Here is a 23,494-nt window from a genome sequence, read left to right on the forward strand (position 1 = left end):
TTCACTGGCATCAGGGTGGCGCTTTTTGTCGGTAGGCTCCGCTAGCTTCGAGGTGTGAGCGTAGATCGGGAGGCCTTGGCGGCGGCTTTTGAGACCATCGATGCTGCCGTTGACGATCTGATCGCTTATGACTGTGACGCGCTGGCCACCCGCGAACAGTTGGCGATGCTGGAGCGCTGCGAGAAGGTGCGCCGCCGATTGCCGGCCATCGAGTATCCGCTCATCAATAACCTTGCCCGCCAGGCGACGCCGCAAGATCTCGGCGGTACGCTGCCGCATGCGATAGCAGAGGCGACGCTGATCAGCCGCGCCGAAGCGACCCGCCGCATCAAGGAGGCGCGGGATCTGGGCCCGCGCCATGGCCTTACCGGCGAACCCGTGGCACCGGCCCTGACCGCCACCGCGGCCGCCCAACGCCGCGGCACACTCGGCACCGGACAGGTCTCGGTGATCCGCAAGTTCTACCACCAGTTGCCCGGCTGGATAGATGCTGCCACCCGCGAGCACGCGGAGGCCAAACTCGCCACCGAAGGCACCCGGTATCGGCCCGAACAGCTTCACGAGCTGGCCACCATCTTGGCGGACTGCCTCAACCCCGACGGCAACTACAGTGACGAGGACCGCGCCCGCCAGCGCGGCCTGACCCTGGGCAACCAGCAAGCCGACGGCATGTCGCAGCTGCGCGGCTGGCTAACCCCCGAAGCGCGCGCCACCGTCGAAGCCGTCTTGGCCAAACTCGCCGCCCCCGGCATGTGCAATCCCAATGACGAAAGCCCCTGCGCGCAGGGATCTCCGAGTGAGGAGACCATCGAAAAGGATTCCCGCAGCGGTGCCCAACGCAACCACGACGCGCTCAACGCTGCGCTCAGAGGTCTACTCGCGTCGGGCGAGCTCGGGCAGCACAACGGCTTACCGACCTCGATCATCGTCACCACGACACTGGCCGAGTTGGAATCCACCGCGGGGCATGGATTGACGGGTGGGGGCACCCTCTTGCCGATGAGCGACGTGATCCGCCTGGCCCGGCACGCACATCACTATTTGGCGATCTTCGAGAAGGGCAAGGCACTGGCGCTGTATCACACCAAACGCCTGGCGTCACCGAGCCAGCGAATCGTCCTGTACGCGAAGGATCGTGGTTGTTCGGCCCCGGGCTGCACCACATCCGGCTACTACTGCGAGGTTCACCACGTCACCGACTGGTCCAGGTGCCACACCACCGACGTCAACGACCTCACTTTTGCCTGCGGCCCCCAGCACCGCCTCCTGCGACCCGGCGGCTGGACCACCCGCAAGAACGCCAGGGGTGACACCGAATGGCTGCCGCCCCCGCACCTGGACCGAGGAAGGCCACGCGTCAACCTGTTTCATCATCCAGAAAAGCTGCTGCACGACCGAGACGACGAGGGGCCTTAGGCGACACGCCCTTCCTCCCCCAGTGCCTCGTCAAGTAGGTCGCCCACCGGGTTTCGCTGCCACAGCAGCAGCAGGTTCGACAACATCTGCAGCGGCGCGCGCACGCGCTCGTCGTCCCTGATCCGCCGGTCCGTCCGGCTGGTCGGTGCGACATCGAATCGGTTGCGTATCAACGCCGGTACGTCTAGCAACCAGGCCACACCCATCACCGCGGCATACAACAACATGTGTCGGCGCAGTCTGTCCGGCTCCAGGCACGGACCACCATAGCTGTGAAATTCCGCGACGAACAGGTCCAGCAAGTCGTCGAGGTGGGCGTCCCACAATTCGGTTTCGGCGCCAGACATGGCCCCCCACAACGCCATACCCAGGTTCATCTGGCTGACGCATCCCCAGTCCATCAGGCCGCAGCGCAAAGTGCCATCGCCATCACGCCAGAACCACGCATTGTCGACATTGGCATTCCAGTGGCACAGCGCTACGTAGTCGGCGTCCGCGGCCAAAAGGTCCGCAACCGCATCCTCGGAGCGGGCCAATCGTGGCGCCTCATTGGCAAAATGCATCAGAAACTCGGACGAGCCCACGCCGGCGGGCACCAGGCCAGGATGGGTGCCGATGAATTCGATCAGCTGATTCACCCGTCGTTCCAATTTGTCCATGGACCGCGACGGTCGGTCGCCGACCGTCGCGGCCTGCACATCCAGCGGAAAGTGCGCCGTGCGTTCCGCGGGTAGCCGACCGGACCGGTGCGCGCCGGCAAGCCGTGCCAGCGCGGTCAGCAGCGCGCGGTAATGCTCCAGCGGCGCCGGCATCTCGTAATCGAGGCACTTGTGGTATTGGCGTTCGACCCCGTTGACACCGAAGGTGATTCGCTCGGTGATCAAAATCCCGGTGCCGCTATCCCTGTGATAGTCCGCGAATTGCGGGCTGGGCACTGCGATGGGGAATTGCGGCGCACGTGCCAACGAGGCGAACCGGACCTCGGACTCCATCTTGGTCTTGGCGCGATCGCGTACCGGATCGTCGAGATCACGGGAGAACTTGACGAACAGGTCGGTGTGCAGATCCGCTGCGGGCCGCTCGTATTCGATCGACAGCACAACCTTGCGTCCCGTGCTGCCACCGCTGATCTCTCGGAAGTCGCTGATCCGAGCGATGCTGTCCTTCCGCAGCACACCCGAGGCCCGAAACGCATCGGTCAGAAACGGCGCTCCCCCGCTGAAGAGCGCCGCGGGGTCTGCCGGGAACGGCAACCCGTAATGGTCGCCGATCACCCAGACTACGCCGCTACCAGGTCTGCTCGGCAGAGCGCACCAACATGTGATTGACCGCGACCCGGCGGTCACGCGTCACCATGAACAACACGGCATCCGCGATGTCGTCGGGCCGCAGCATGACCATGCCGGCGGTCTGTCGTTCGAACGCCTCGCGTGACGTTTCGGCGAGGTGGCTGAAGATTTCGGTGTCGACGGTTCCGGGGCCCACCACCCCGACCCGGACCCGCTTGCCGAGCACCTCTTGGCGAAGGCCCTCGCTGAAGGCGTTCACGCCGAACTTGGTCAGTGAGTACACCGCGGTGTTCGGCCGGGCCACCCAGCCGGCGGTGGAACTGATCGTGACAAGGTCGGCCACCCCGCGCGGCGAGTCGGCGGCCGCGTCGATCAGGTGGGGAAGCGCCGCGCGGGTGGCGTAAAGGACGCCCTGCACGTTCACGGACACCATCTGGTCCCAGTCCTGCAGCGACGCCTTGCTCGCGGGTGCCGATTGCATCAGGCCCGCGTTGTTCACCAGGATGTCCAGGCGCCCGAGCTCGGCAACGGTGCGCCGCACTGCGGCCGCCACCTGCTCGGCATCGGTCACGTCGGCGGCCACCGCCAGCGCTGTGCCACCGGCGGATTCGATCCGAGATTTCAGCGCGTCCAACCGGTCCGCCCGGCGCGCGAGCAGAGCCACCGCCGATCCCTGGGCCGCCAACGCTTGAGCCGTTGCCGCACCGATGCCGCTGCTGGCGCCGGTGACCAGGGCCGCAGTGCGCGCCAGTACCGTCATGTTCCGCCCATCGGTTGCTTGCCAAGTATCGCGTATAGAACGTAGTCGGTGTCTTCGCCCAGGTTTGGCGCGCCGCGCTCGATCCGGGCCGGGCAGCGGGCCATCCGCCAGGACGGCCCCAGCACCGGTCGCTGGCCTTCCCGGTGATCGGTGACGAATCGGTACAGCCCACGATCCCACAGCCGTTGATCGGCAACCACATCCAGCGATGAGGCGCTCTTGCCGGCCGGCACGCCGGCTGCGCGCAGCCGTTCCGCCAGCCGCTCGGCGTCCTGGTCTCGGGTGAGTCGGGCGAGGTCCGCGTCGAGGGCTTCGGCGTGGCGGTGCCGCGCGTCGGCGTTGGCGTAGCGGGGTTCGTCGGCCAGTGCCGCGGCGCCGAGTACCTCGCACAATCGTTGCCATTCGGCATCGTTCGCGACCGCTAGCGTGATCCACGCGCCGTCGGCACAGGGGTAGCAGCCGTGCGGGCACATGTCCGGGTGGGCATTGCCGCCCGGACCCAGAGGTCGCCCCGTCAGCGACTGCTCCAGCAGGCAGTCACCTATCATCGAGGAGAGCGTCTCCACGGCCGACACATCGACGAATTGTCCCGTGCCAGTGAGCTCCCGATGCAGCAGTGCCACCACGGCGGCGTATGCGGCGACCGCACCCACCGTCGAGTCGCCATAACGCATGCTGGTCCCCAGCGGGGCTCCACCGGGATAGCCGACCAGCGACGCCGGCCCGGCCAACGCGGCAAAGCATGGCGCATAGCCGGTTTGGTGACCCAGTGGCCCGTCGTTGCCCCACATCTTGATCGACACGGAGATGATGTCGGGTTTGATCTCGGTGAGCTGTTGATACCCAAGGCCTTGGCGTTCCATGGCGCCCGGCCGCAGGTTGTTGATGACGATGTCGCTGCGGGCGATTAGCTCGCGCAGCCGTGCCATGCCCTCTGTGGACTTGATATCGAGGTCCACGCTGAGGATTTCGGGATTGATGCTCAAGAAGTAGGGCGCGTGGTTGATGTCGGCGCCGCCGTAGGCGCGCATCTCCTCGGGGCTGTCGGCCGTCTCGACCTTGATGACCTCGGCACCCAGCATCGCCAGTAGCTTTCCGGCATACGGGCCGGCCCATACCTTGGTGAGCTCGACGATGCGCACGCCTTCCAGCGGCCCGCCCCGCGGGGTCTTGGGTGGCTTGTGTTGCGCCGACTTGACCGCCGGCCGTGGTCGGGGGGTGTCGATACTCCCCATGATCGGCAGTGTGTGCTCGCCGAGAATCGGTGCTGTACAGGTGATTCGCGCGGGCGAGGCGCTGAACGCGTATGGCACGGTCGGGTACGCCGCTTCACCGAGTACTGGATGGCGAACCCGTTGGAAGAAGCCGCGATGGCGATACTGTGGTGAGTGATGCAGATCCACAGCGTTATTCACGGGCACCAGCGGCACGCCGAACCGCTGGGCCCTTTCCGATGCCTGCTCTTTGGGCAGGCCGGCTACCCAGGCGGCAAAACCTCGCTGAAACGCGGTGACCTTCTCGGCGGTGACGGAGAACTCCAGCCAGTCGTCCTCGAACGCATCGAGCCATTCCGGATGGCCCATCAGGGTTTTGACCCCGGCCCAATGGGCCCCGCTGGTCACGTACAGGTAGACAAAGCCATCCGCGCAGGCGAAGAACGACGCCGGCCCGGCCTGATCGTAATCGTCGCGCGCACCGGCGGCGGGCACCTCGCCGGTGACAATGCGGCCCAGGATGCAATCGGCGCGTGAGACCAACACGGCCTGCCCGGAGACGTCGATGAACTCGCCCTGGCCGGTGTGCAGGCGCCCACACAGCGACGCCGCGACACAAAGTGCCGCCTCCAGCCCGGCCTCGTAGTCGCCCAGAAAGCGGCCCGGTCCCTGCAGCGGGGGCTTTGCGGGGTCAGGGTGGCTCGGAGTGTGGTACCCCCACCCGCTGGCGTGGAACACGTTGATGCTCCGCGCATTGTCGAATTCCGCGGCCACCCCTAGGCCGTACGGGGTGATGGAGCAGAACACCACGGACGGATGGATCCCGGCCCAGCCCGTGGACCGGCATTCGATGACCGCGTCGGCGGTGTCGATCAGCCGGTGTAGCCTCTCGACGTCGGCGGCCGAGCGGAGGTCCAGAGCGACGGAGCGTTTGTTGGTGTTGAGGTAGGCGAACAGTACGCTGCCTTCGCAGCCGTCGGCGAGGATGGGCGCCATGGCGCGCGTCGCGCTGCCGCCCTCCGGCGGCTCGATCTTGATGACCTCGGCGCCGAAGTCGGCAAGCAGCTTCCCGCAGTACTCCCCCGCGACGGATTCGGCTAACTCAACAACCCTGATACCCGTCAGCGCGGACACGCACGCCTCGCCAAAATTGTCAGGGCTTCGCGCGGCCGGAGCGGCTCAGGCGCCACTCCGGCGGGAAGTTCAAGTCGTTGTCCTTGACCACGTTGTTGAGGCCCTTGTTGAAAGTACCTTCGGTGAGGTCGACCTCTTCCGCATCGTTTTGGATCATCGGCAGCATGCCCTCGACCATGCCGGTGAGCAGGCTGCCGAAGTACTCGCCCTTGTGCTGCTTGTACAACTCGAGGAAGGTCTTCTGGACCGCGACCGTGTCGGTCGGACGCGACTTGGAGCAGGCCAGCGCGTACTTCTCGGTCTCCGCCTCCAGCTTGTCGCGTGGCACCACACTGTTGACGAAGCCGCAGTCGTACATCTCCTTCGCGCTGAACGGCCTTCCGGTGAACAGCATCTCGGAGAACTTGCGCAGGCCCATCGTCTCCGCCCACCACCACAGCCGCGGTCCCCAGCCCACGTAACGGAAGGCCGGGTGCCCGAACAGGGCGTCATCGGACGAGATCACCAGGTCGGCGTCGCCGGCCTGATAGAAGTGCCACCCGTAGCAGTAGCCCTTGGCCTCGATGATGCTGATCTTCCGAAGCTCCTGCAGCGGACGGTTTCCGGCCCGCGCCTTGGCGTAAAAGTCGGTCACTGTGGACAGGTAGCGGTACGAACCGCCCGGCGGGTACTTGACGTCGTCGTCGTTGATCGCGAGTTCGTGATGCAACGGCAAACCGGGGTTCTCCAGCATCGGACGCTGCTCGGGCAGATCGCCGCCGCTGCCGAAATCTTCTCCCTCACCCCGGATCACGACCACCTTGACCTCGTCGTCCACATTGCACTTGTGGATCAGGTCCGCGTAATTGTGCCGCATGCCCAGCGTGGTCGAGTTGAGCTCCTCCGGCCGGTTGAAGGTGATGTACGCGATCCGGTTCTTCTTATCCTTTTCGAACTTGATGTACTGCTCGGCTTCCTTCTTCAACTTTACGTAGTCATATTCGGGCATGGGCCTCTTCTTTCACTGGGAGTTAGTGCCTATTTGAGCAATGCGCCCGCATCGACTGGCAGCGAAACGCCGGTGATGTAACGAGATTCGTCAGAGGCGAGGAACAGGACGGCGTTGCTGATGTCGACGGCCTCCACCCACGGCACCGGCATCATGTGGGTCATTTGCGAGAACGGCGCGAAATCCTCCGGCCCCGGATTCTCCAGATCCGGTCGAAACAGCCGGAAGGTGATGTCATTCATGGTCATCGGCGTGTTGACCTGACTCGGGTGCACCGAGTTCACCCGGATGCTGTGCTGGCCCAGCTCCACCGCGAATGCCCGCATCAGGCCCAGGACACCGTGTTTGGCGGCGATGTAGTGGCCGGTGTAAGCCATGGCCTTGTGCGATCCGACCGAACCTGTCAGCACGATGGATCCACCCCGTCCACCGGCGAGGAGGTGGGGAACACCGGCTTTCACGGTGTGCCAGACGCCGGAAAGGTTTACATCGATCATGTCCTGCCAGATCTGCTCGCCGATCTTGTGCAGCTTGTTGCCAAAGGTGCCGATTCCCGCGTTGGCGACGATGATGTCGAGACGCCCGAGCTGTTCGACGCCGTTGTCGACGGCGGCCTTCAGCGCGTCGTAGTCGCGGACGTCCACCTGAGCGGTCACGATGCGCCGGTCGAGGTTCTTGACCAGATCCGCAGTCTCGGTGAGGTCTTCGGGCGTCGAGTGTGGGTACGCCAGGTTTTCGATCGGCCCGCAGACGTCGATCGCGATGATGTCGGCGCCCTCTTGCGCCAGGCGGACGGCGTGACTGCGGCCCTGACCGCGCGCGGCTCCGCTGATGAAAGCGACCTTGCCCTCGACTCGGCCGGTCATCACGACACCAGTGCCGGCATGCACTCCCAGCCCCGGACCGTGGAGGTAGGGCTGAGGACTGCGTTGGTCAGGTCGACCTCCCACTCGGGGAATCGCTTCAGAATCTCCTCCAGGGCGACGCGGCCTTCGAGGCGGGCCAGCGCCGACCCCAGGCAGAAGTGGGTTCCCATGCTGAAGGTGAGATGCGGTCGGACGCTGCGGTGAATGTTGAAATCGGCCGCGTCGGGGCCGAACTGGGCTTCGTCGCGGCACGCCGATCCGATAAGCATCATCATCACGCTGCCTTCGGGCACGGTTTGGTCGTGCACGGTGACGTCGCGGGTCACGTAACGCGAAACGTGCGGCGCCGGCGGCTCGTACCGCAGTAATTCCTCGATGGCCGCCGCGATGAGCGTCGGGTTCTCGACGAGGTCGCGGCGCTGATCGGGGTGCTCGGCGAGAACCTTTCCGGACCAACCGATCAGCCGGGTGGTCGTTTCGTTGCCGGCCCCGGCCACGACGTTGAGGTACACCAGGATCTCTTCGCGAGACAGCCGCCGGGTGGTGCCGGTTTCGTCCACGAATTCGACGTTGAGCAGCTCGGTCATGATGTCGTCGGACGGATGTCCGGCGCGCCAGTCGATGTACGCCTCGAACTGTTCACCCACCGATAGGCCATGCTCGGCAGCATCCATGGGCTTGCCGGCCTCGGTGCGCAGCTGCGCGTTGCCCCGGTCGCGGATGTATTCCTGGTCGTCTTCGGGGATGCCGAGCAGCATGCTGATGACCTTCATCGGCATCTGCGCACCGAGGTCGGTGACGAAGTCGAAGTGTCCGTTGCCCACCAGTGGATCCAGCAGCTGAGCGCAGAATTCGCGGATCATCGGTTCGAGCGCGGCGATCCGGCGTGGGGTGAACATCCGCGATAACAGTTTGCGATGCACATCGTGGATCGGCGGGTCTTCGAAGATCAACATGCCCGGCGGGATCTCGAGGTTGGCCTTGATCAGCTCCAGGATCGCCCCCCGCGCCGAGCTGTATGTCTCGTGGTCGACGAGCGCCTTGCTGACATCGGCGTAGCGGCTGAGCGCAAAAAAGTCGTATTCGGCGTTGTAGTAAACCGGTGCCTCGTCGCGCAATCGCGCGAACATGGGGTACGGGTCGGCAATCAGCCCGACATCGTATGGGTCGAAACGAACATGGCTATCGGTGCTCGCCGTCACGAAATCCCTCCTACCCCTGCAGTTTTAGCTGCCCACATGACCTGCACCAGGGCTAGCGCCGCCAGCGTCGCAGCGCTGGATTCGGTTGGGCAATTTATACACTCCGCTTAATTGCGTGGCTTTGATATCTGCGCAAGCTCCGCTGAAAACGGCGCATGAACGTGGACTTACTCTATTCTCGTAGAGAACCATACAGCGGGTGCCCTGACAAGAGCCATAGCCCGCGTGTCCCGGCGGGGCTCTCACCCGGACCCGGCCGCCCGGCGGCGCAACACTCGCAGTCCGCCGCTCTGTGTGAGCCGGCCCTTGGCCGAACGCTTCAAGATCCCGGCCGCGATCGCCGACAGGATTCCGTCGAGCTGTTCGGGACTGTCGACGATGCGGTCGCCGTGTGCGAACCGCTGCAGCAAGCCGTTGATGAACGTCAGCGTGACGTTGCTGAGGTCCTCGACGACGGCCGGATCCAGCTCGGCGCCGTGCGGCATGAGCTGTACGAGAATCTCCCGATGCAGTTTGGTGAACTCGTCGGTGGCCTGCTGCAGAATCGCGGCCAGCGCGGGATCGCGGGTGGCCTGCATCGTCAGCTCGTATCGGGCCCTCGTCCGGTACAACTGCGGATCGCTGCCGGACTGGATGACCACCTGCGACAGCCGTGAGGGTGCGCCGCCATCGGAACTGTCCGCGATGGCCTGTAGCTCAGCGAGGTCGAGCTCGGCCGAGCGTTCGGCCGCAGCCCGCAGCAACGCCGATCGCGTGCGGAAGTAGAACGAGGTCGTACCGTCCGGCACCCCGGCCTTGCGATCGACCTTCAGGTGGCTCAACCCCTTGGCCCCGTCATCGGCCAGCAACCTGATCGCCGCATCGCATAAATCGCGGCGGCGTTCGGCGGGGTTGGGCTTGCGTCGTTTATCCATGCCTCTCCTGCAACGCGACCCTACTCTATATTCGTAGTGTCGGTAAAGAGCGCAGCGCCGTGCGCGTCGGCGTACCGTGTGCGCGCAGGCCCGGCCCTTCCGGCGGCCCTCGCCGATGTCAGCAAACTCTACGGGCGGCGCTGAAAAGCACCAAAGAAATTGCGGTGCAGGAGTTCCCGTCGGAGGCGAAATCAATGATCCTGCGAGTAGAGTGCATTGGCGATGATTCACCGTCGTTTTAGCGCGCGCATCGCCGCCGCCTGGCTTGGGTCCGTCGGTCTGCTCGCCGCGGTGATGTGCGGCTGCCAGCAGGCGCATAAGACGGCGCCGCCCAGCTCGTCGTCCACCGCGCCGCCCAGCACGACCGCCCCGCCCCCGCCACCCCGGCCGGTTGTGAAGATCGCACCGCTGCCGGTTCGGCCGGTGACGAAGTCACAACCGACGACGCCCGCCGTGAAGTGCCCGGCCACGGATCCGAACGCTCCGGTGAAACCGGCCGACGTCCTCACCACCTGTGACATCGGGCGAACCACCGTCTATACGTTGGGCCCCGAGACCATGCAGCTCGGGCTCATTCAGGTGGAACCCCCGAAGTCGCTGACCGCGGACTATTACGAACTGACCGTCGTGCTGGATCCGCCGTCGGCCGCCGCCTGGACCGAATTCACGGGCGCGCATCTGCAAGACCACGTGGCCTTCATCCGCGACAACATGGTCCTGGAGGCGCCGATCATCGAACAACCGGCCACGACCGGTCGGATCGTGCTGACAACCCAAACAGCTGAGGGTGCAACGCATTTGGCCCAATTGGTCGGTCGCCCCGCATGACCGCCTCGGGGCGTACGGATCGCCTCGGTATCGGCATGCTCAGCGTATTCGGGATGCCCCCAATCGAATTGGTCAATCTCGCCGCGGACCTGGGATGCCGCTACGTGTCGGTGGCCGTGCAGGGGATGCCGCTGGTTCCGTTAGGCTATCCGCCCTTCTCCCTGAGGGACGACGCCGGTCTGCGCAAAGACCTGCTCGCCGCGATGGACCACCGGGGCGTGACCATCTCGCTGGGTGACGGGTTTCTCGTGCTGCCCGGCGCCGACGTCAGCGCACTGCGCGGCGACCTCGACGTGCTGGCCGAGCTCGGTGTCCCCCGGATCAACGTGGTCAGCCTGGACCCCGACCTGCCCCGAACGCTTGACCAGTTCGCTGCGCTGACCGAGCTTGCCGCCCAGCGCGATATCGATACGGTCGTCGAACCGGTGCCCGGCCTGACCATCGGCGACGTGAACTCGGCGCTGGCCGCCAAGCATTACGTGGGCCGCGACGAATTTCGGTTGTTGATCGACACCATGCACCTGGTGCGGTCGGGTTCCGGCGCCGCCGAGCTGGCCGCGATCGATGCCGATCAGATCGGCTACGCCCAGCTCAACGACACAACGCTGCGACCGCGAGTCGACAATTACGTAGACAATTACGTAGACAATTACATAAAGGAAGCCATGTTCGAACGCATGGTCCCCGGTGACGGTGAACTTCCGCTGCACGACCTGCTGTGGGCGCTGCCCGGCCACATCGTGCTCGAAATCGAAGTTCCCAGGCGCTCATTGGCACTGGCGGGGGTGAGTCCGATCGACCGCCTGCGTCCGTGTGTCGAGGCCGCACGCCGGTTGCTGTCGGAGGTTCAGCTCGGGTAGCGCAGCGGGAGGCCCGCGGCGCGGTAGATCGCATCGATGACGGTCATGTTGTCGACCGCGTCGCTCGGGGTTGTCTTGATCGGTTCGCCGCGCAGCACCGCCGCGGCGAAAGCATCCAGCTGATATGCGTAGGAGCTCCGGCGCCCGAACCGTTCCGCCCGTTTGCCCCGCCGCGACCGCACCGCGAGCCGATGGAAATAATGTGGTAGCACGGGATTCAGGATGCGCAGCTCCCCGTGTTCGCCGATCACCCGGGCGCTGATCTGCAGCAGCCGCGAAGACCACATCGAGCAGCGCACCCGACCGGTCTGGCCGGCCGGGAACCGCAAATCGGCGGTCATGGCTCGGTCGATCCGTGCATCACGCAGTTTGGCATGTGCCGAAACGACTTTTGGGATGGATCCACCGAACGTGCGAGCCATGTGCACCGGGTAGCAGCCGGCGTCCATCGTCGCACCGCCGGCAAGCCCGTAGTTATAGCGGATGTCGGAGAACTTCGGCAGCGGGAAACACAACGCGGCCTCCACGTGCTGCAGCACGCCCAGTTCGCCGGAGGAGATGATTTCCTCGGCGCGCAGCATCATCGGGTGATAGCGGTAATGGAAGGCCTCCATCACCACGCGATCCGAATCTGCTGCCAATTCGGCGATTTCGCGCGCCTCGGCCGCATTGGCGGTGAACGGCTTTTCGCACAGCACGTGTTTGCCCGCGGCCAGTGCGGCGCGGGTCCAACGTCCGTGTAGGCCGTTCGGCAACGGGTTGTAAACGGCGTCGATATCGGGGGCGGCGATCAGCGCCGCGTAATCGACGTGCACCGAAGCGATTCCGTGTTTCTCTGCGAACGCCCGCGCGCGCGCCGCGTCGCGGGCCGCCACCGCGGCCACGACGACCTCTGGGTTCTCCTTGGCGGGATTGATCAACGCCAGCGGTGCGATTCTGGCCGCCCCCAGAATCCCGATGCGTATCGCGGTGTCAGCCATCGCGCCCCTGCACTGAGCGTCGAGCGAATGCCGGTGCATGCTCAGGTCTGACCCCGACGCCGACGAAATACGCGGGCACGGCCGACAGCGAGGGCAGCCAGTGCAACACGCTCAGCAGCAGCGCGGGCGGTTTGGGATCCGCACCACGAAAGACCGGGCGTAGTAACACGGTCTGCAGCACTCGCTGAGCCGTCTGGGTCAGCGCGGCGGGCAGCCCGCGGCGACGACGGACCGCGGCCAGGTCGCGTTCGGTGACGCGGTGGCGCCGTAAGGGTTCGGCCAGCACGGTCGCGGCCGCGACGGCATCCTGGATGGCCAGGTTGATGCCGACTCCACCCAGTGGAGACATTGCGTGGGCGGCGTCGCCGATGCAGAGCAGTCCGTCGGTGTGCCAGCGACGCAACCGATTCACCCGCACGTCGAGGTGCTTGACGTCGTCCATGGACCGCAAGGCGGCGACCGACTGGGGCATGTCGGGCAAGAGCGCATCGAGGTCGCGCCGGAACGCATCGATGCCGCGTGCCCGCAGCTGGGCGTCGGTGCCCTTCGGGCCTATGTAGGCGATCTGGTTGTAGTGCTCGCGCGGGATCACCGCCAGCGCCTTGCCCGGCCCCACGCGGGGCAGGAAGGAATGATCCGCGTTGCCGTCGCGCGGTAGCTTGAACCACCACACGTCGAAGTTCGCCGGGTATTCGTGCGCGGTGAGCCCGGCCTCCTGGCGCACGATCGACCACCGGCCGTCACAGGCGACCGTCAATTCGGCCGTGAGCTCGCCGGGCCCGTCGAACCCGTCGTACCGCACCCCGGTGACGCGGTCGCGGTCGCGTAAGAGGCCGGTGACCTCGGTGCGCATGCGCAAGGTGAAACTCGGTTCGGCCTGGGCCGCCTCGGCAAGCAGGTTCAGCAGGTCCCACTGCGGCACCATGGCGATGTATCGGTGCGGCTGTCGGAGCCGCTCGAAGTCAAGGTAGGTCACCGATCGGCCGTCGGATTCCAAAGTGCCCCTGCGCAGTTTGCTGTACGGCAATTTCGCGAACCGCTCCCCCAGGCCGAGCTCGTCGAGCAGCTGCAGCGTCGTCGGATGCACCGTGTCGCCGCGGAAGTCACGTAGGAAGTCGCCGTGCTTTTCCAGCAGGGTGACCTCGATGCCCGCCCGGGCCAGCAACAGACCCAGGACCATGCCCGCCGGGCCGCCGCCGACGACGGCGCACGTCGTTGTCTCGACCATCAGCGCTCAAGCATAAGCGGCACCGGGATCCTCAGAGTTGAACGTCGTACACGGAGACGGGATCGAGGATCACGCCGGTTTCCTCGACGTAGCGGTCCCACAGGGTCAGCAGCTCGGCCAGCTTGTCGGGCCGTGACGCGGCCAGATCGTCGACCTCGCCGGGGTCGGAAGCCAGGTCGTAGAGCTGCCAGCTGTTCGGGCCGTAGGGTGCCGGCAGGTACAGCGCCTTCCAGTCGCCCTGTCGGATGGCACGGCGGCCGAACAGCTCCCAGCCGGTACCGGTGTCGGCGTCGTGCACGGTCTCGGCGGCGCCGGTCAGGTAATCCACCAGTGAGCGGCCGCGCAGGGGAGCCACCTCGCGGCCCCGGTAGGACGTGCCCGGGTGTGTGGTCCCGGCCAGCTCCAGCAGGCTCGGCGCGATGTCCATGACGGTGCAGAACGCGGTGCCGATCTGCTGTTGCCGGGCGAAGCCGGGCCAGGTGACGAAGCCGGTGACACGAATTCCGCCCTGGGTGGTGAACGCCTTGTGCAGGCGCGAGGGCGCGGTGGCGGCCTGCGCCCAGCGCGGGCCGTACCAGATGAACGACGTGGGCCGGCCGAGGTTGTCCAGGCTGTTGTCGCAATGCTTTTCGATTTGTGCGGCGATCTGCGGACCGCGCAGCGGCATCGCCTCCACGATCGCGCCCTCGGCGCCGTTGTCGGACATGAATATGACTACGGTGTTGTCGAGTTCGCCGCTGGCCGCGAGGTGATCGATCACCCGCCCGACGTTGTAGTCCATCCGGTCGACCATCCCGGCGTAGACCTCCATGCTGCGGGCCGACACCGCGCGCTGCCCGTCGGTCATGTCGGCCCACTCCGGTGCGCCGTCGGCCACCACCGGGTGTGCGACGACGTCGGGCGGGCACAGACCGAACCGCTTGAGCGCCGCCAGGCGCTCCTTTCGCAGCGCGTCCGGCCCGGCGTCGTAGCGGCCCCGATACTTGACGACGGATTCCTCAGGTGCATGCAGAGGCCAGTGCGGGGCCTGGAAGGGCAGATAGGCGAAGAAGGGCCGGTCGTCGTCGGGGGCACGCTCTTCGAAATACCGCAACAGTGTGTCGGTGTATGAGTCCGAGGAATAAAAGTCGTCGCCGACGGTGACGAATTGATCGTCTTCGGTGTAAAGCGTTGGCACGGGCGAGAATCCACGGGCAGCCGAGCCACCGTAATGGCTGGCGCCGGCTGGCAGCAGGGCGAACGAGCGCTCGAAACCGCGCGCCCACGGCGAGGTCTCGATCGTTGCGCCCAGGTGCCATTTTCCCGACATCAGCGTCAGATAGCCCGCGTCGCGCAACAATTCCGGCAAGGCGACGACCCGGTCGTTCAGGTAGCCCTCGTAGCCGGGCGCGCCGCGGAATTCCGGCGCCGCGACCTCGAGCATGGTGCCGATGCCGGCGATATGGTGGTCGGTCCCGGTCAGCAACATCGCCCTGGTCGGTGAGCAGGCCGGGGCCGAATGGAAATCGGTGAGCCGGAGTCCTGCGTGTGCCAGCCGATCGAGGTTGGGGGTCTCGATCTCGCCGCCGAACGCGCCGAGGTCGGAGAACCCGAGGTCGTCTGCAACGATCACGAGAAAGTTGGGACGCGTCACGCTCAAGCATCCTGCCAGGTCCGTCGCCAGGGCGGAACGCTGCCGCACCGGCTGGACGCCGATATGGTGAGGCGGGCAAGGTCAGCCGCGGACCAGCGAAAGGGCATCGAGATGTTGGCGCAGTTTGGAATGTCCGTTCCGCTGGTGGCGGCCCCGATGTCGGGTGGCCCGACCACGCCGGCCATGGTGTCCGCGGCCCACCGCGCGGGTGCCCTGGGATTGCTCGCGGCCGGATACAAAACCGTCGAGGCCATCGAGGGCGAGATCAAAGCCGTTCGCGCCGAAGGAGTCCCGTTCGGGGTCAACGTCTTCGCACCCAATCCGGTGCCGGTCGACCCGCAGCGTTACCGCGCCTACGCCGCAATCATCCAGGCCGAGGCCGACCAGTTCGGGCTGACGTTGCCACCCGAGCCCATCGAGGACGACGACAGATTCGACCAGAAGATCGCGCTGTTGCTCGACGACCCGGTTCCGATGGTGTCGTTCACGTTCGGCATCCCGTCGCGCGAGGTGATCGCCGCGCTGCAGCGCGCCAACAGTGTTGTGGTCCAGACGGTCACCACCGCCGAGGAGGCGGCGCAGGCCCACGGCGCCGGCGTCGACATGCTTGCCGTGCAAGCCGCCGCCGCCGGCGGCCACTCCGGCACCCTCTCGCCGCAGCGGCCCTTGACGCCGGTCCCGATCGTCGAGCTGGTGCGGCACGTCCTCGCGAAGGTACCCCTACCGGTGATGGCCACCGGCGGGCTGGCCACCCCGGCCGCAGTGGCCGAGGTGATCCGCGCGGGGGCGACCGCGGCCGCCGTGGGCACCGTGCTGCTGCGCGCCCTTGAGAGCGGCGCCTCTGCCACTCATCAGGCGGCCCTGGTCGATCCCGCCTATACCGAGACGGTGCTGACCCTGGCCTTCACCGGCCGGCCGGCCCGCGGGTTGCGCAACGCGTTCATCGATGCTCACGAAGCCGAGGCGCCGGCGGGCTATCCCGCCATCCATTACCTGACCAGCCCGCTGCGCAAGGCCGCCGCGGCGGCGGGTAGGCCGGACTACGTCCACCTGTGGGCGGGCACCGGATACCGGCACGCGACCGCCGAGCCCGCGTCCGACATTCTGAGTCGGCTGGCATCCGACCTGTGATCGGCCACTCAGAATGCGAAGCGGTTGAGTACGTCGTAGTGGCGACCGGCCGTCATCCACGTGAAGTGGTAGATCAGCCGCACCCCGGCCGATGGGATTCGCTTGTAGCCGGCGAGCACGGGTGTCTGCTCGAGGAATCGCAACCGGGGAGTCCAGGTCGCGATCTCGCGTGCGTCCGTAATGCCCCATTTGATGATCCCTCTGGTGAAGAACTTGGACAGCAGCGGTGCCAGGGCCGAGAGCGTGTCGAAATACATTTCGCCGCTGGCGAATCGGTCGGTCAGGCGCCCCAGCAGCCGCCGCACCTCCTGCTCGTGCAGGTACATCAGCAGGCCCTCGGCAACGATCAGGGTCGGACGTCCGGTGGGGGCTTGGTCGAGCCACTGCAGTTCGGTCACCGACGAGCCGATCATCCGGTGGCGCTCGGTGTCATCGTAGAGCCGACGCCGCAGTCCGATCACGCTCGGTTGATCGACGTCGAACCACAACGCCGTCGGCGGTACGGCGAGCCGGAAGGCGCGGCCGTCGAGCCCGCAACCCAGGTGCAGCACGACTGCATCCGGATGGCGGGCGAGGAAGTCGGCGCACCAGTCGTCGAGTTTTCTGGCCCGCAGCGTAACCAGGTATTGATTGGCCGACGGCCATGACGTCCGATGAATTCTCTTGAAGTCATAAGCGATCCGGTCTACCGCTTGCGCAGCCGGCTCATCCCCCAGAATCGGCCGCTCCGTGCGGCTTTCATGGGCCCGCAGATACAGGGTCACGAGGTTCGTCCACTCCACCGAACCCCAACGCACCGAACTGAAGTCGACTTTTCCCGTCGCCGTCATGGCCGGGGTCAGAACGCCTCGGGGTTCTGTTGCACCGCGGCGGGCACCGGGTGCTGATACAGGCGAGACGCGTTCTCCCAGCTGAACTTCCGGATGACGTCGGCCGGTAGATCGCCGATTTGCTCGTGAATGGCTTGTTGGGTGTGCGGCCACGTCGAGTCGCAATGCGGGTAGTCGGCTTCCAACATGATGTTGTCGACGCCTATCCGGTCGCGCTGGACGAATGAGGACTTGTCCTCAACCGCGCAGAACCAGAAGTTACGGGTCAGCACCTCCGCGGGCGTCAGCGGCTCACCGAGCGCGTGCCAGGTGCCGTACATCGCGTGGTAACTGAGCATGTGGTCGAGACGGTCGAGCAACCCCGCGACCCAACCGATTCCGCCCTCGGACAGGCAGATCTTGAGGTCGGGGAACCGGCTGGGCAGTCCGGAATACAACCAGTCGACCGCGGCGGAAATGGCGTAGGCGAAAAACAGCACACCCTGCACGTCCGGCGGCGCGTCCGCGGTGGTCGACGGTGAGGACCCCGACGAACCGATGTGCAGGTTCACCACGGTGCCGGTCTCGGCGCACGCGGCCATCAGCGGATCCCAATGGCCGGTGTGAATGCTGGGCAGCCCGAGCATCGCCGGGTTTTCGCTGAACGTGACGGCGTGAAAGCCGCGCTCGGCGTTCTCGTGGATCATCTTCGCGCCGAGTTCGGGGTCGAGCAGCCACGGCAGTTGGCAGGGAATGATCCGGTCGGGATACGACCCCGCCCAGACGTCGAAATGCCAGTCGTTCCACGCCCGCACCGAGGCCAGCGCCAGGTCGCGGTCGCTGGTCACCTGCTGCAACCGTTGGCCGGCGAAACCTGGCAGGAACGACGGGAAGTTCAGCGACGCGTAGATGCCGTTGAGGTCCATGTCTTTGACCCGCGCATGGATATCCCACGCCCCCCTGCGCATCTCGTCGAAGCGGACCGGCTCGAAACCGTATTCGGCCACCGGCCGTCCGACCACCGCGTTGAACCCGACGTTGGGCAGTTCCTTGCCGTCATAGACCCACGTCTGTCCCCCGCCGTCGGTCTCGACGACTTTCGGCGCCCGGTCCGCGAACCCGCGGGGCAGGCGGCCGCTGAAGGTGTCCGGGGGTTCGACGATGTGGTCGTCCACCGAGATCACCGTGTAGCGGCGCTTGGCCCGCGGCGGATCCGGCAAGAACGTGACCGAGCGCTCGGTGCCGGTCTTCGCCTTGGTGAAGTTCAGGTCGGTGGCCAGCTCGTCGATCGATTTCACTCGTCAATCTCCTTGCGGGGCAGCGTTATCGACGCATGACGCGACGCCTTTGATTGTGCGGCGGCGACGTCTGTCGGCGCGTCGCGGCCGCGGGTGCACACTCGCGGATGTGGTTCAGGTGAGTACATCGGCGTCGGCCTTGATGGTCATGCGCGCCGCCCCGGCCCAGTACACATCGGCGGCGCGTTCGATCAGCGACCGTTGCATGCCGGCCATGTCCGACCAATTCATGGTCACCGGATCCCTGCCCGTGAGCATGACGTCGTGGGCCAGCTTGCAGACTCGCTCGATGGATGCCGCGCGGTAGACGGCTTCGGGCAGGTTGCGGCCCGTCGCGATGACGCCGTGGTTGGCCAGGATCGTCAGGTTGGCCCCCCCGATCCGGGCGGCGAGTTCCGCGGCGCGTGCGGGGCTGTCGATCTCGCCATCGTAGGTCTCGACCAGGCGCAGGTCGTCGAGGAAGAGCGAACCGGTCTGGTGCACCAGTTCGGGCAGTCTGCCCAGCGCGGCGAGCACACAGACGTAGTACGGGTGGTTGTGGATCACCACTCGGGCGTCCTCGCGCACTCGGTGCAATTCGGTGTGAATATAGATGGCCGGGGTGACGTCCCAGCGCCCGCTCACCACATGCGCGTCGCTGTCGACCACGCAGATATCGGACGCGGTGATCTCCTGCCACCAGAGTCCCCACGGGTTGACGAACATGTCGGACTGCCCGTCGAGCTGCCAGGTGATGTGCCCGGCCATGTTCTCGGCGAAACCGATGCCGGCCAGGTGACGGAAGGCGATGGCCAGCGCCTGCTCGTTGGAGAGCTCGACGCCGATGGGGGGAACCACCGATGGCGCCCAGACTTCCACCCCGCCGCGGCGTGCATCAGGAGCGTTCATGACCAGCCTCCATTCTGGCTCCAATATCCTCGCGCAGCCGGCCTTTGGCTATCTTTCCGCCGGATGATCGGGGCAATTCGTCGAGAATGATGAGCCGCTCGGGGAGCAGTTCCTTGGAAACCCCCAGCGCCAGCAGGTGTTCGACGAGTCCGGGCAGGTCGACGGTGGCGGAGTCATTGAGTTCGGCGTACAGACAGACCTTTTCGCCGAACACCGGGTCGGGCATGGCTATCGCCGCCGCTATCGCGATGGCGGGATGTGTCATGACGGCGTCTTCAACCTGGCTGGCGCTGATGTTTTTCCCGCCGCGCACGATGAAATCGGACGTGCGCCCGGTGACGCGCAGATAGCCGTCGGCGTCGATTTCACAGATGTCGCCCATGCGCATCCATCCGTCGGGGGTGAACAGCTTGTCGTGGTCGGTGCCGCCAAGGTAACCGAGGCTGGTCGCCGGACCCCGGCACGCGGGCTGGCCGCGTCCCGTGGCGGTCACGTCGCGGTCGCCGTCGAACAATCGGACTTCCATTTCGGGGATTACGCGGCCGCCAGTGCGCAGCCGTCGCTCGGTCGAGTCGTCGACGGTGGTAGCGCTGAGCATCCCGGTCTCGTTGGAGCCGTAGAACTGCAGGATTTTGGCGCCGGTGAGTTCCTCGAACTCGGCCGCGGGCCGATACGGCAACGCCTCCCCGCCGGTGTAGACGACGCGCAGCGAACTGAAATCGTAGCCGCGGCTGGCCGGGTCGGCCATCAGCATGGTCAATTGCGTGCTGACGCAACATAATACGGTGACCCGGTGTTGGGCTATCGCCTCGCAGGTGGCTTTGGTGGTGAATCGGTCCAGAAGCACCGCGGTGGCGCCGAGATAGATCGGGGTGGTGTGGCTGGTCCACAGCCCGAATCCGAAGGGGGTGGGAATGACCGGCAGGAATACCTCGTCGTCCGTCAATCGCCCGTTGTCGACGGCCTTCTGGTGGAAGTAGTACCACCGGTTCTGAGTGTGCACGACGCACTTGGGCAGCCCGGTGGTCCCCGACGTCGAGTTGATCAGGAATACATCGTCGGGGCCGAGTGCACAGCCGGCCGCCAACGCCTTGGGCTCGGCGTCGACATCGAGGTAAAGTGTCGCCTCGTCACGGTTCAACACGATCGCGGGCACGCCCAGCTCGTCTGCCACTTCGGCGGCGGCGCTGCTGTGGGCCAGATCGCTGACCATCATTTTCGGCTGGGCGCTGCGCAGGATCGCCGACGCCTCGCGGGTGCCGGCGCGCGCACCGATGCCGACAGCCACCCCGCCGCAGCGTTCGATCGCCACGAACAGCACATGAATGGCGGCAGAGTCACGGTGCCACACCACCACCCGATCACCGCGGACGATGCCCACCCCGGCCAGGGCTTCGGCTAATCGCGTTGCCGCACGCTCGAAATCACGCCAGGTGAACACCGGCCCGGGGTAATCCAGGTAGGCGGGGCGATCCGGTGTCCGTTCGGCGTTGTGCCGCACCGCGTCCGAGAGCGTCGAATCGCACCACCAGCCGGCTGCACGAAACCGGGCGGAATCCTCGACGGTGAATGCCGGCGACCCCACGGTTTCCAGGCCACCGGCGCTCATCGCTAAAGGATAGGAGAGCCGCCGATTGGTCGAGGCTGGGGAGTCGGCGGGGCCGGTACCGCGTGCTGATTGTGGATGCTCGGGCTGCGCGGGTGCGGCGAAGGGCAGGTGATATTGCGAATGCACCCGCAATTGAGCCCGATGATGCAGCCGCCTCGCCCGAAGGGTTGCGCGGGCATGGCACCGCCGGGACCCGGGTCCGCAACCGATGAACTGACGGTGGCGGCCGCCGGCGCGGCGCCCGACGCGAGACCGGCCGTCAAGGCAAACGCGGCCACGCACCCGCACAGGGCGGCGCGTGCAATAGCCTTCCGGATCCCCATAAACACAACAGTAGTTCGGCGTCGGCGGACGTGTGGGCCAGCGACCGAGCTAGGAGCAAACTCTAAGCATCCTCACGTGTTTCTCGCAGCGCCACTCGCCCGGAAGCTGGAATGGACAGTGACGCAGCCGTTTTGCAGTTGGATCGTCATCGCCGGTCTTCATGCCGATGCGACCGCGCCCGGCGGCGCGCCATAGCCCGCGCTGCGACATAGGCGGCAGCGCTGATCGCGAACATCGCGGCCGTCAACAGCAGCCACCGACCAAGAAACGGATCCTGGGTTTGACCGGTTGCGGCCCGGTAGGTGGCGCCACCCTGCTTGACGATGCCGGGCAGAAAGACCAGCAGCGTCAGCCCCGCGCCCAGCGCGGGCACCCGGAGGTAATTGAGCGCCGGCACATCGGGTTCGGCGCGATCCGGGGGGCGCCGGGCACGACCGCGTGAAAGCAGGCGGTCGACGCAGGCATAGACGGGAAACAGCACCAGGTCGTGGGCGACGATGGCCGCGGCGAACCACACGATGATCGACTGCCACCAGACGTGCGGATTCCACAGCGTGACCGGTCTCATGACGGCGATGACGTAACCCAGCAATGCGAACCCGGCGAGCATCGTCAGCAGGTGCAGCGGGTGGGATCCGTAGATCCGTGCGAACGCGCTACGCATGTGCGGCCGCCCGAAAGGCGATGGCTGCCACCCATTTGGTGTTGTGCACGCCGGGCAGCGCGGGCACGATGATCCGCGCGGGGAAGCCGTGATCCGGGGACAGGTCGGCGCCGTTCACGCGCAGCGCCAGCAGCGCGTCCGGGTGCAGCACCTGGTTGCGTTGTAGCGTCGCGCTGGCGAAAGCACCGGAGCGTTCGAGCGACGACACCCGCGCGGAATCGGGTAGCGGCACGCCGGCCAGGCGGGCGAGGTCAGCCAGTCGCACGCCAGTCCACGTTTGGGTGGTCGACCAGCCTTCGACGCAGGCGATCGGCAGGACCGCCGTGTGCTGCGGCATCGCCAGCAGGGCCGCGCGGTCCAGCGTCACCGGGTGGGGGCCGCCGTCCAGGGCGAGCCGCCAGCGCTCGACCATGTCCAGGGCGGAGATGCCGGCCGCGGCCGCGGTCCTGTTGACCTGAAAGTCCTCGGGTCCGTCGCCGGGTCGGCGCCCGCGCGGCAGTAATAGGGCGGCGGGCCGGGCCCAACCACCGAGGGTCTGCCCCGCGGTGAGGAACGTCAGGAAAAGGGCGCCGCCACCGACCAGCGCCAGGGCGCCGCGGCGGCTCATTGTGGGCGGGCCGGGTTCGGCAGCGACGAGGCTGTCGGGCTGCCGCGGCTCGGCTTCGGTGGCGGCGCGCCCGGTGCGCAGCACGTCACGCAGCGACAGCGAGCGCAGGCCGGCCCACATGCGCCGGCCCTTGACCGCGACGTGCATGACGAAGCCGGTGAGGAATACCCATGCGCCGAGGTAGTGCGCGGTGTAGAAGCTGAACCCGAAGATGTAGTCGTACTGAATGTTCAGCACGCCGGTCACGATCTCGAACAGGATCCCGCCGACCAGCATCAGCAGCGAAATCCGTTCCAGCAGTTGGGCAATCGACCGAACCGGCGGGAACACGAAGAGCCTGGGGATCACCGACCACAGCTTGGCCAGCACCACCGGGATGAGGATGAGTCCGAGCCCGACATGGAGTCCTTGGGTCAGCCGGTACAGCCAGGGCGGATCGGTGGGCCAGTCGAATGTCGGCAGCTTGAGCCAGCCGACGTCGGCGGGGATCGCCTGGCCCAACCGCGGCCCGTAGGCGATGTAGGACAGCAGGCCGGTGACGATCACGATCGGCAGTGTCACCAACAGCACCGAACCGAACACCGACGTCAGCCACGGTCCCCGCAACGGGCTGCGCCATAACCGGTCGGGAAACCCGTGGGTTTTCTTTGCCGCATCTGGGTCGTCGGTAGCGGCTATGCCGGTCGTCTTTGTCGGCCTCATCCGCCCCCAAGCCGTGCTCCGCGAGCACGCCTGGCCGTGCCCGTCAACGATCATTCACGACGGAACGACGAAAAGGGTTCAGATCGAGGATCTGCACCGAGCGCGGGCCCTACGTGCCAGAACGGCGTCTGAGTCGTGCCTGGGCCCCAC

Annotated in this window: 21 protein-coding genes; 4 read left to right on the forward strand and 17 right to left on the reverse strand. The window is 66.3% G+C overall.

The features are described from left to right. The first annotated feature begins 54 nt into the window (after nt 1–54). Nucleotides 55–1,416: an HNH endonuclease signature motif containing protein gene (locus A5686_RS10195; protein WP_067933723.1), complete on the forward strand. Its 1,362-nt coding sequence runs from the start codon at nt 55–57 to the stop codon at nt 1,414–1,416. Here the strand turns inward: A5686_RS10195 and A5686_RS10200 are convergent. From A5686_RS10200 to A5686_RS27915, 8 genes are all read right to left on the reverse strand, one after another. Continuing rightward, on the reverse strand, nt 1,413–2,690 hold the full coding sequence (locus A5686_RS10200; protein ID WP_067933725.1) for a hypothetical protein: 1,278 nt from the start codon (nt 2,688–2,690) through the stop codon (nt 1,413–1,415). The two genes, A5686_RS10195 and A5686_RS10200, sit on opposite strands and share 4 nt — an antisense overlap. 13 nt (nt 2,691–2,703) lie before the next feature. After that, complete coding sequence (locus A5686_RS10205; RefSeq protein WP_067933727.1) at nt 2,704–3,465, reverse strand: SDR family NAD(P)-dependent oxidoreductase; 762 nt, start codon at nt 3,463–3,465, stop codon at nt 2,704–2,706. Then, nucleotides 3,462–5,813, reverse strand: coding sequence for a CaiB/BaiF CoA-transferase family protein (locus A5686_RS10210; protein WP_067933729.1), 2,352 nt, complete (start codon nt 5,811–5,813; stop codon nt 3,462–3,464). Before A5686_RS10210 ends, A5686_RS10205 begins: the two co-directional genes overlap by 4 nt. A 19-nt stretch (nt 5,814–5,832) precedes the next feature. Further along, nucleotides 5,833–6,801, reverse strand: coding sequence for an enoyl-CoA hydratase/isomerase family protein (locus A5686_RS10215; protein ID WP_067933731.1), 969 nt, complete (start codon nt 6,799–6,801; stop codon nt 5,833–5,835). A gap of 29 nt (nt 6,802–6,830) precedes the next feature. Further along, entirely contained in the window at nt 6,831–7,667 is an 837-nt protein-coding gene (locus tag A5686_RS10220) for a mycofactocin-coupled SDR family oxidoreductase (RefSeq protein WP_067933733.1), read from the reverse strand. Then, a complete protein-coding gene (locus A5686_RS10225) occupies nt 7,667–8,869 on the reverse strand; it encodes a cytochrome P450 (protein WP_067933735.1) in 1,203 nt (400 codons plus the stop codon). The genes A5686_RS10220 and A5686_RS10225 overlap by 1 nt, the downstream gene beginning before the upstream one ends. Nucleotides 8,870–9,111: 242 nt before the next feature. After that, complete coding sequence (locus A5686_RS10230) at nt 9,112–9,783, reverse strand: TetR/AcrR family transcriptional regulator (RefSeq protein ID WP_067933737.1); 672 nt, start codon at nt 9,781–9,783, stop codon at nt 9,112–9,114. Nucleotides 9,784–10,010: 227 nt separating this feature from the next. Next, on the reverse strand, nt 10,011–10,253 hold the full coding sequence (locus A5686_RS27915; protein WP_231986339.1) for a hypothetical protein: 243 nt from the start codon (nt 10,251–10,253) through the stop codon (nt 10,011–10,013). A 16-nt stretch (nt 10,254–10,269) separates the two neighbouring features. Between A5686_RS27915 and A5686_RS27920 the strand changes: the two genes are divergently transcribed. Then, nucleotides 10,270–10,611 (forward strand): preprotein translocase subunit SecD, encoded by a 342-nt coding sequence (locus A5686_RS27920; protein ID WP_231986340.1) that lies wholly within the window; start codon nt 10,270–10,272, stop codon nt 10,609–10,611. Next, the gene (locus A5686_RS10240; RefSeq protein ID WP_067933740.1) at nt 10,608–11,471 is read left to right on the forward strand and encodes a sugar phosphate isomerase/epimerase; all 864 of its coding nucleotides are present in this window, start codon (nt 10,608–10,610) and stop codon (nt 11,469–11,471) included. The genes A5686_RS27920 and A5686_RS10240 overlap by 4 nt, the downstream gene beginning before the upstream one ends. Here the strand turns inward: A5686_RS10240 and A5686_RS10245 are convergent. From A5686_RS10245 to A5686_RS10255, 3 genes are read right to left on the reverse strand one after another with little or no spacing between them, the layout of a single operon-like run. Further along, nucleotides 11,459–12,451, reverse strand: coding sequence for a Gfo/Idh/MocA family protein (locus A5686_RS10245; RefSeq protein ID WP_067933742.1), 993 nt, complete (start codon nt 12,449–12,451; stop codon nt 11,459–11,461). The two genes, A5686_RS10240 and A5686_RS10245, sit on opposite strands and share 13 nt — an antisense overlap. Next, nucleotides 12,444–13,679, reverse strand: a complete 1,236-nt coding sequence (locus tag A5686_RS10250) for an FAD-dependent oxidoreductase (RefSeq protein WP_067933743.1) — start codon at nt 13,677–13,679, stop codon at nt 12,444–12,446. Before A5686_RS10250 ends, A5686_RS10245 begins: the two co-directional genes overlap by 8 nt. A gap of 31 nt (nt 13,680–13,710) precedes the next feature. Next, complete coding sequence (locus A5686_RS10255) at nt 13,711–15,312, reverse strand: arylsulfatase (protein ID WP_067933844.1); 1,602 nt, start codon at nt 15,310–15,312, stop codon at nt 13,711–13,713. 111 nt (nt 15,313–15,423) lie between these two features. On the opposite strand from A5686_RS10255, the gene A5686_RS10260 reads away from it, so the two are divergent. After that, nucleotides 15,424–16,443 carry a nitronate monooxygenase gene (locus A5686_RS10260; RefSeq protein WP_067933745.1) on the forward strand — a complete coding sequence of 340 codons (1,020 nt, stop codon included), beginning with the start codon at nt 15,424–15,426 and terminating at the stop codon, nt 16,441–16,443. A gap of 8 nt (nt 16,444–16,451) precedes the next feature. Here the strand turns inward: A5686_RS10260 and A5686_RS10265 are convergent, their stop codons facing one another. The 6 genes from A5686_RS10265 to A5686_RS10290 all read right to left on the reverse strand — a co-directional run bounded on the left by A5686_RS10265 (nt 16,452) and on the right by A5686_RS10290 (nt 23,344). After that, the gene (locus A5686_RS10265; protein ID WP_067933747.1) at nt 16,452–17,273 is read right to left on the reverse strand and encodes a class I SAM-dependent methyltransferase; all 822 of its coding nucleotides are present in this window, start codon (nt 17,271–17,273) and stop codon (nt 16,452–16,454) included. An 8-nt stretch (nt 17,274–17,281) separates the two neighbouring features. After that, entirely contained in the window at nt 17,282–18,550 is a 1,269-nt protein-coding gene (locus A5686_RS10270) for an amidohydrolase family protein (protein WP_067933748.1), read from the reverse strand. A 114-nt stretch (nt 18,551–18,664) separates the two neighbouring features. After that, nucleotides 18,665–19,438 (reverse strand): class II aldolase/adducin family protein, encoded by a 774-nt coding sequence (locus A5686_RS10275; protein ID WP_067933749.1) that lies wholly within the window; start codon nt 19,436–19,438, stop codon nt 18,665–18,667. Then, a complete protein-coding gene (locus tag A5686_RS10280) occupies nt 19,425–21,047 on the reverse strand; it encodes a class I adenylate-forming enzyme family protein (protein ID WP_067933751.1) in 1,623 nt (540 codons plus the stop codon). Before A5686_RS10280 ends, A5686_RS10275 begins: the two co-directional genes overlap by 14 nt. Before the next feature lie 469 nt (nt 21,048–21,516). Next, nucleotides 21,517–22,035 (reverse strand): hypothetical protein, encoded by a 519-nt coding sequence (locus A5686_RS10285; RefSeq protein WP_067933753.1) that lies wholly within the window; start codon nt 22,033–22,035, stop codon nt 21,517–21,519. Continuing rightward, nucleotides 22,028–23,344 carry a molybdopterin-dependent oxidoreductase gene (locus tag A5686_RS10290; RefSeq protein WP_082947583.1) on the reverse strand — a complete coding sequence of 439 codons (1,317 nt, stop codon included), beginning with the start codon at nt 23,342–23,344 and terminating at the stop codon, nt 22,028–22,030. The genes A5686_RS10285 and A5686_RS10290 overlap by 8 nt, the downstream gene beginning before the upstream one ends. Nucleotides 23,345–23,494: the final 150 nt, after the last annotated feature.

The sequence above is a fragment of the Mycobacterium sp. E2479 genome (assembly GCF_001667925.1).
GTDB lineage: Bacteria > Actinomycetota > Actinomycetes > Mycobacteriales > Mycobacteriaceae > Mycobacterium.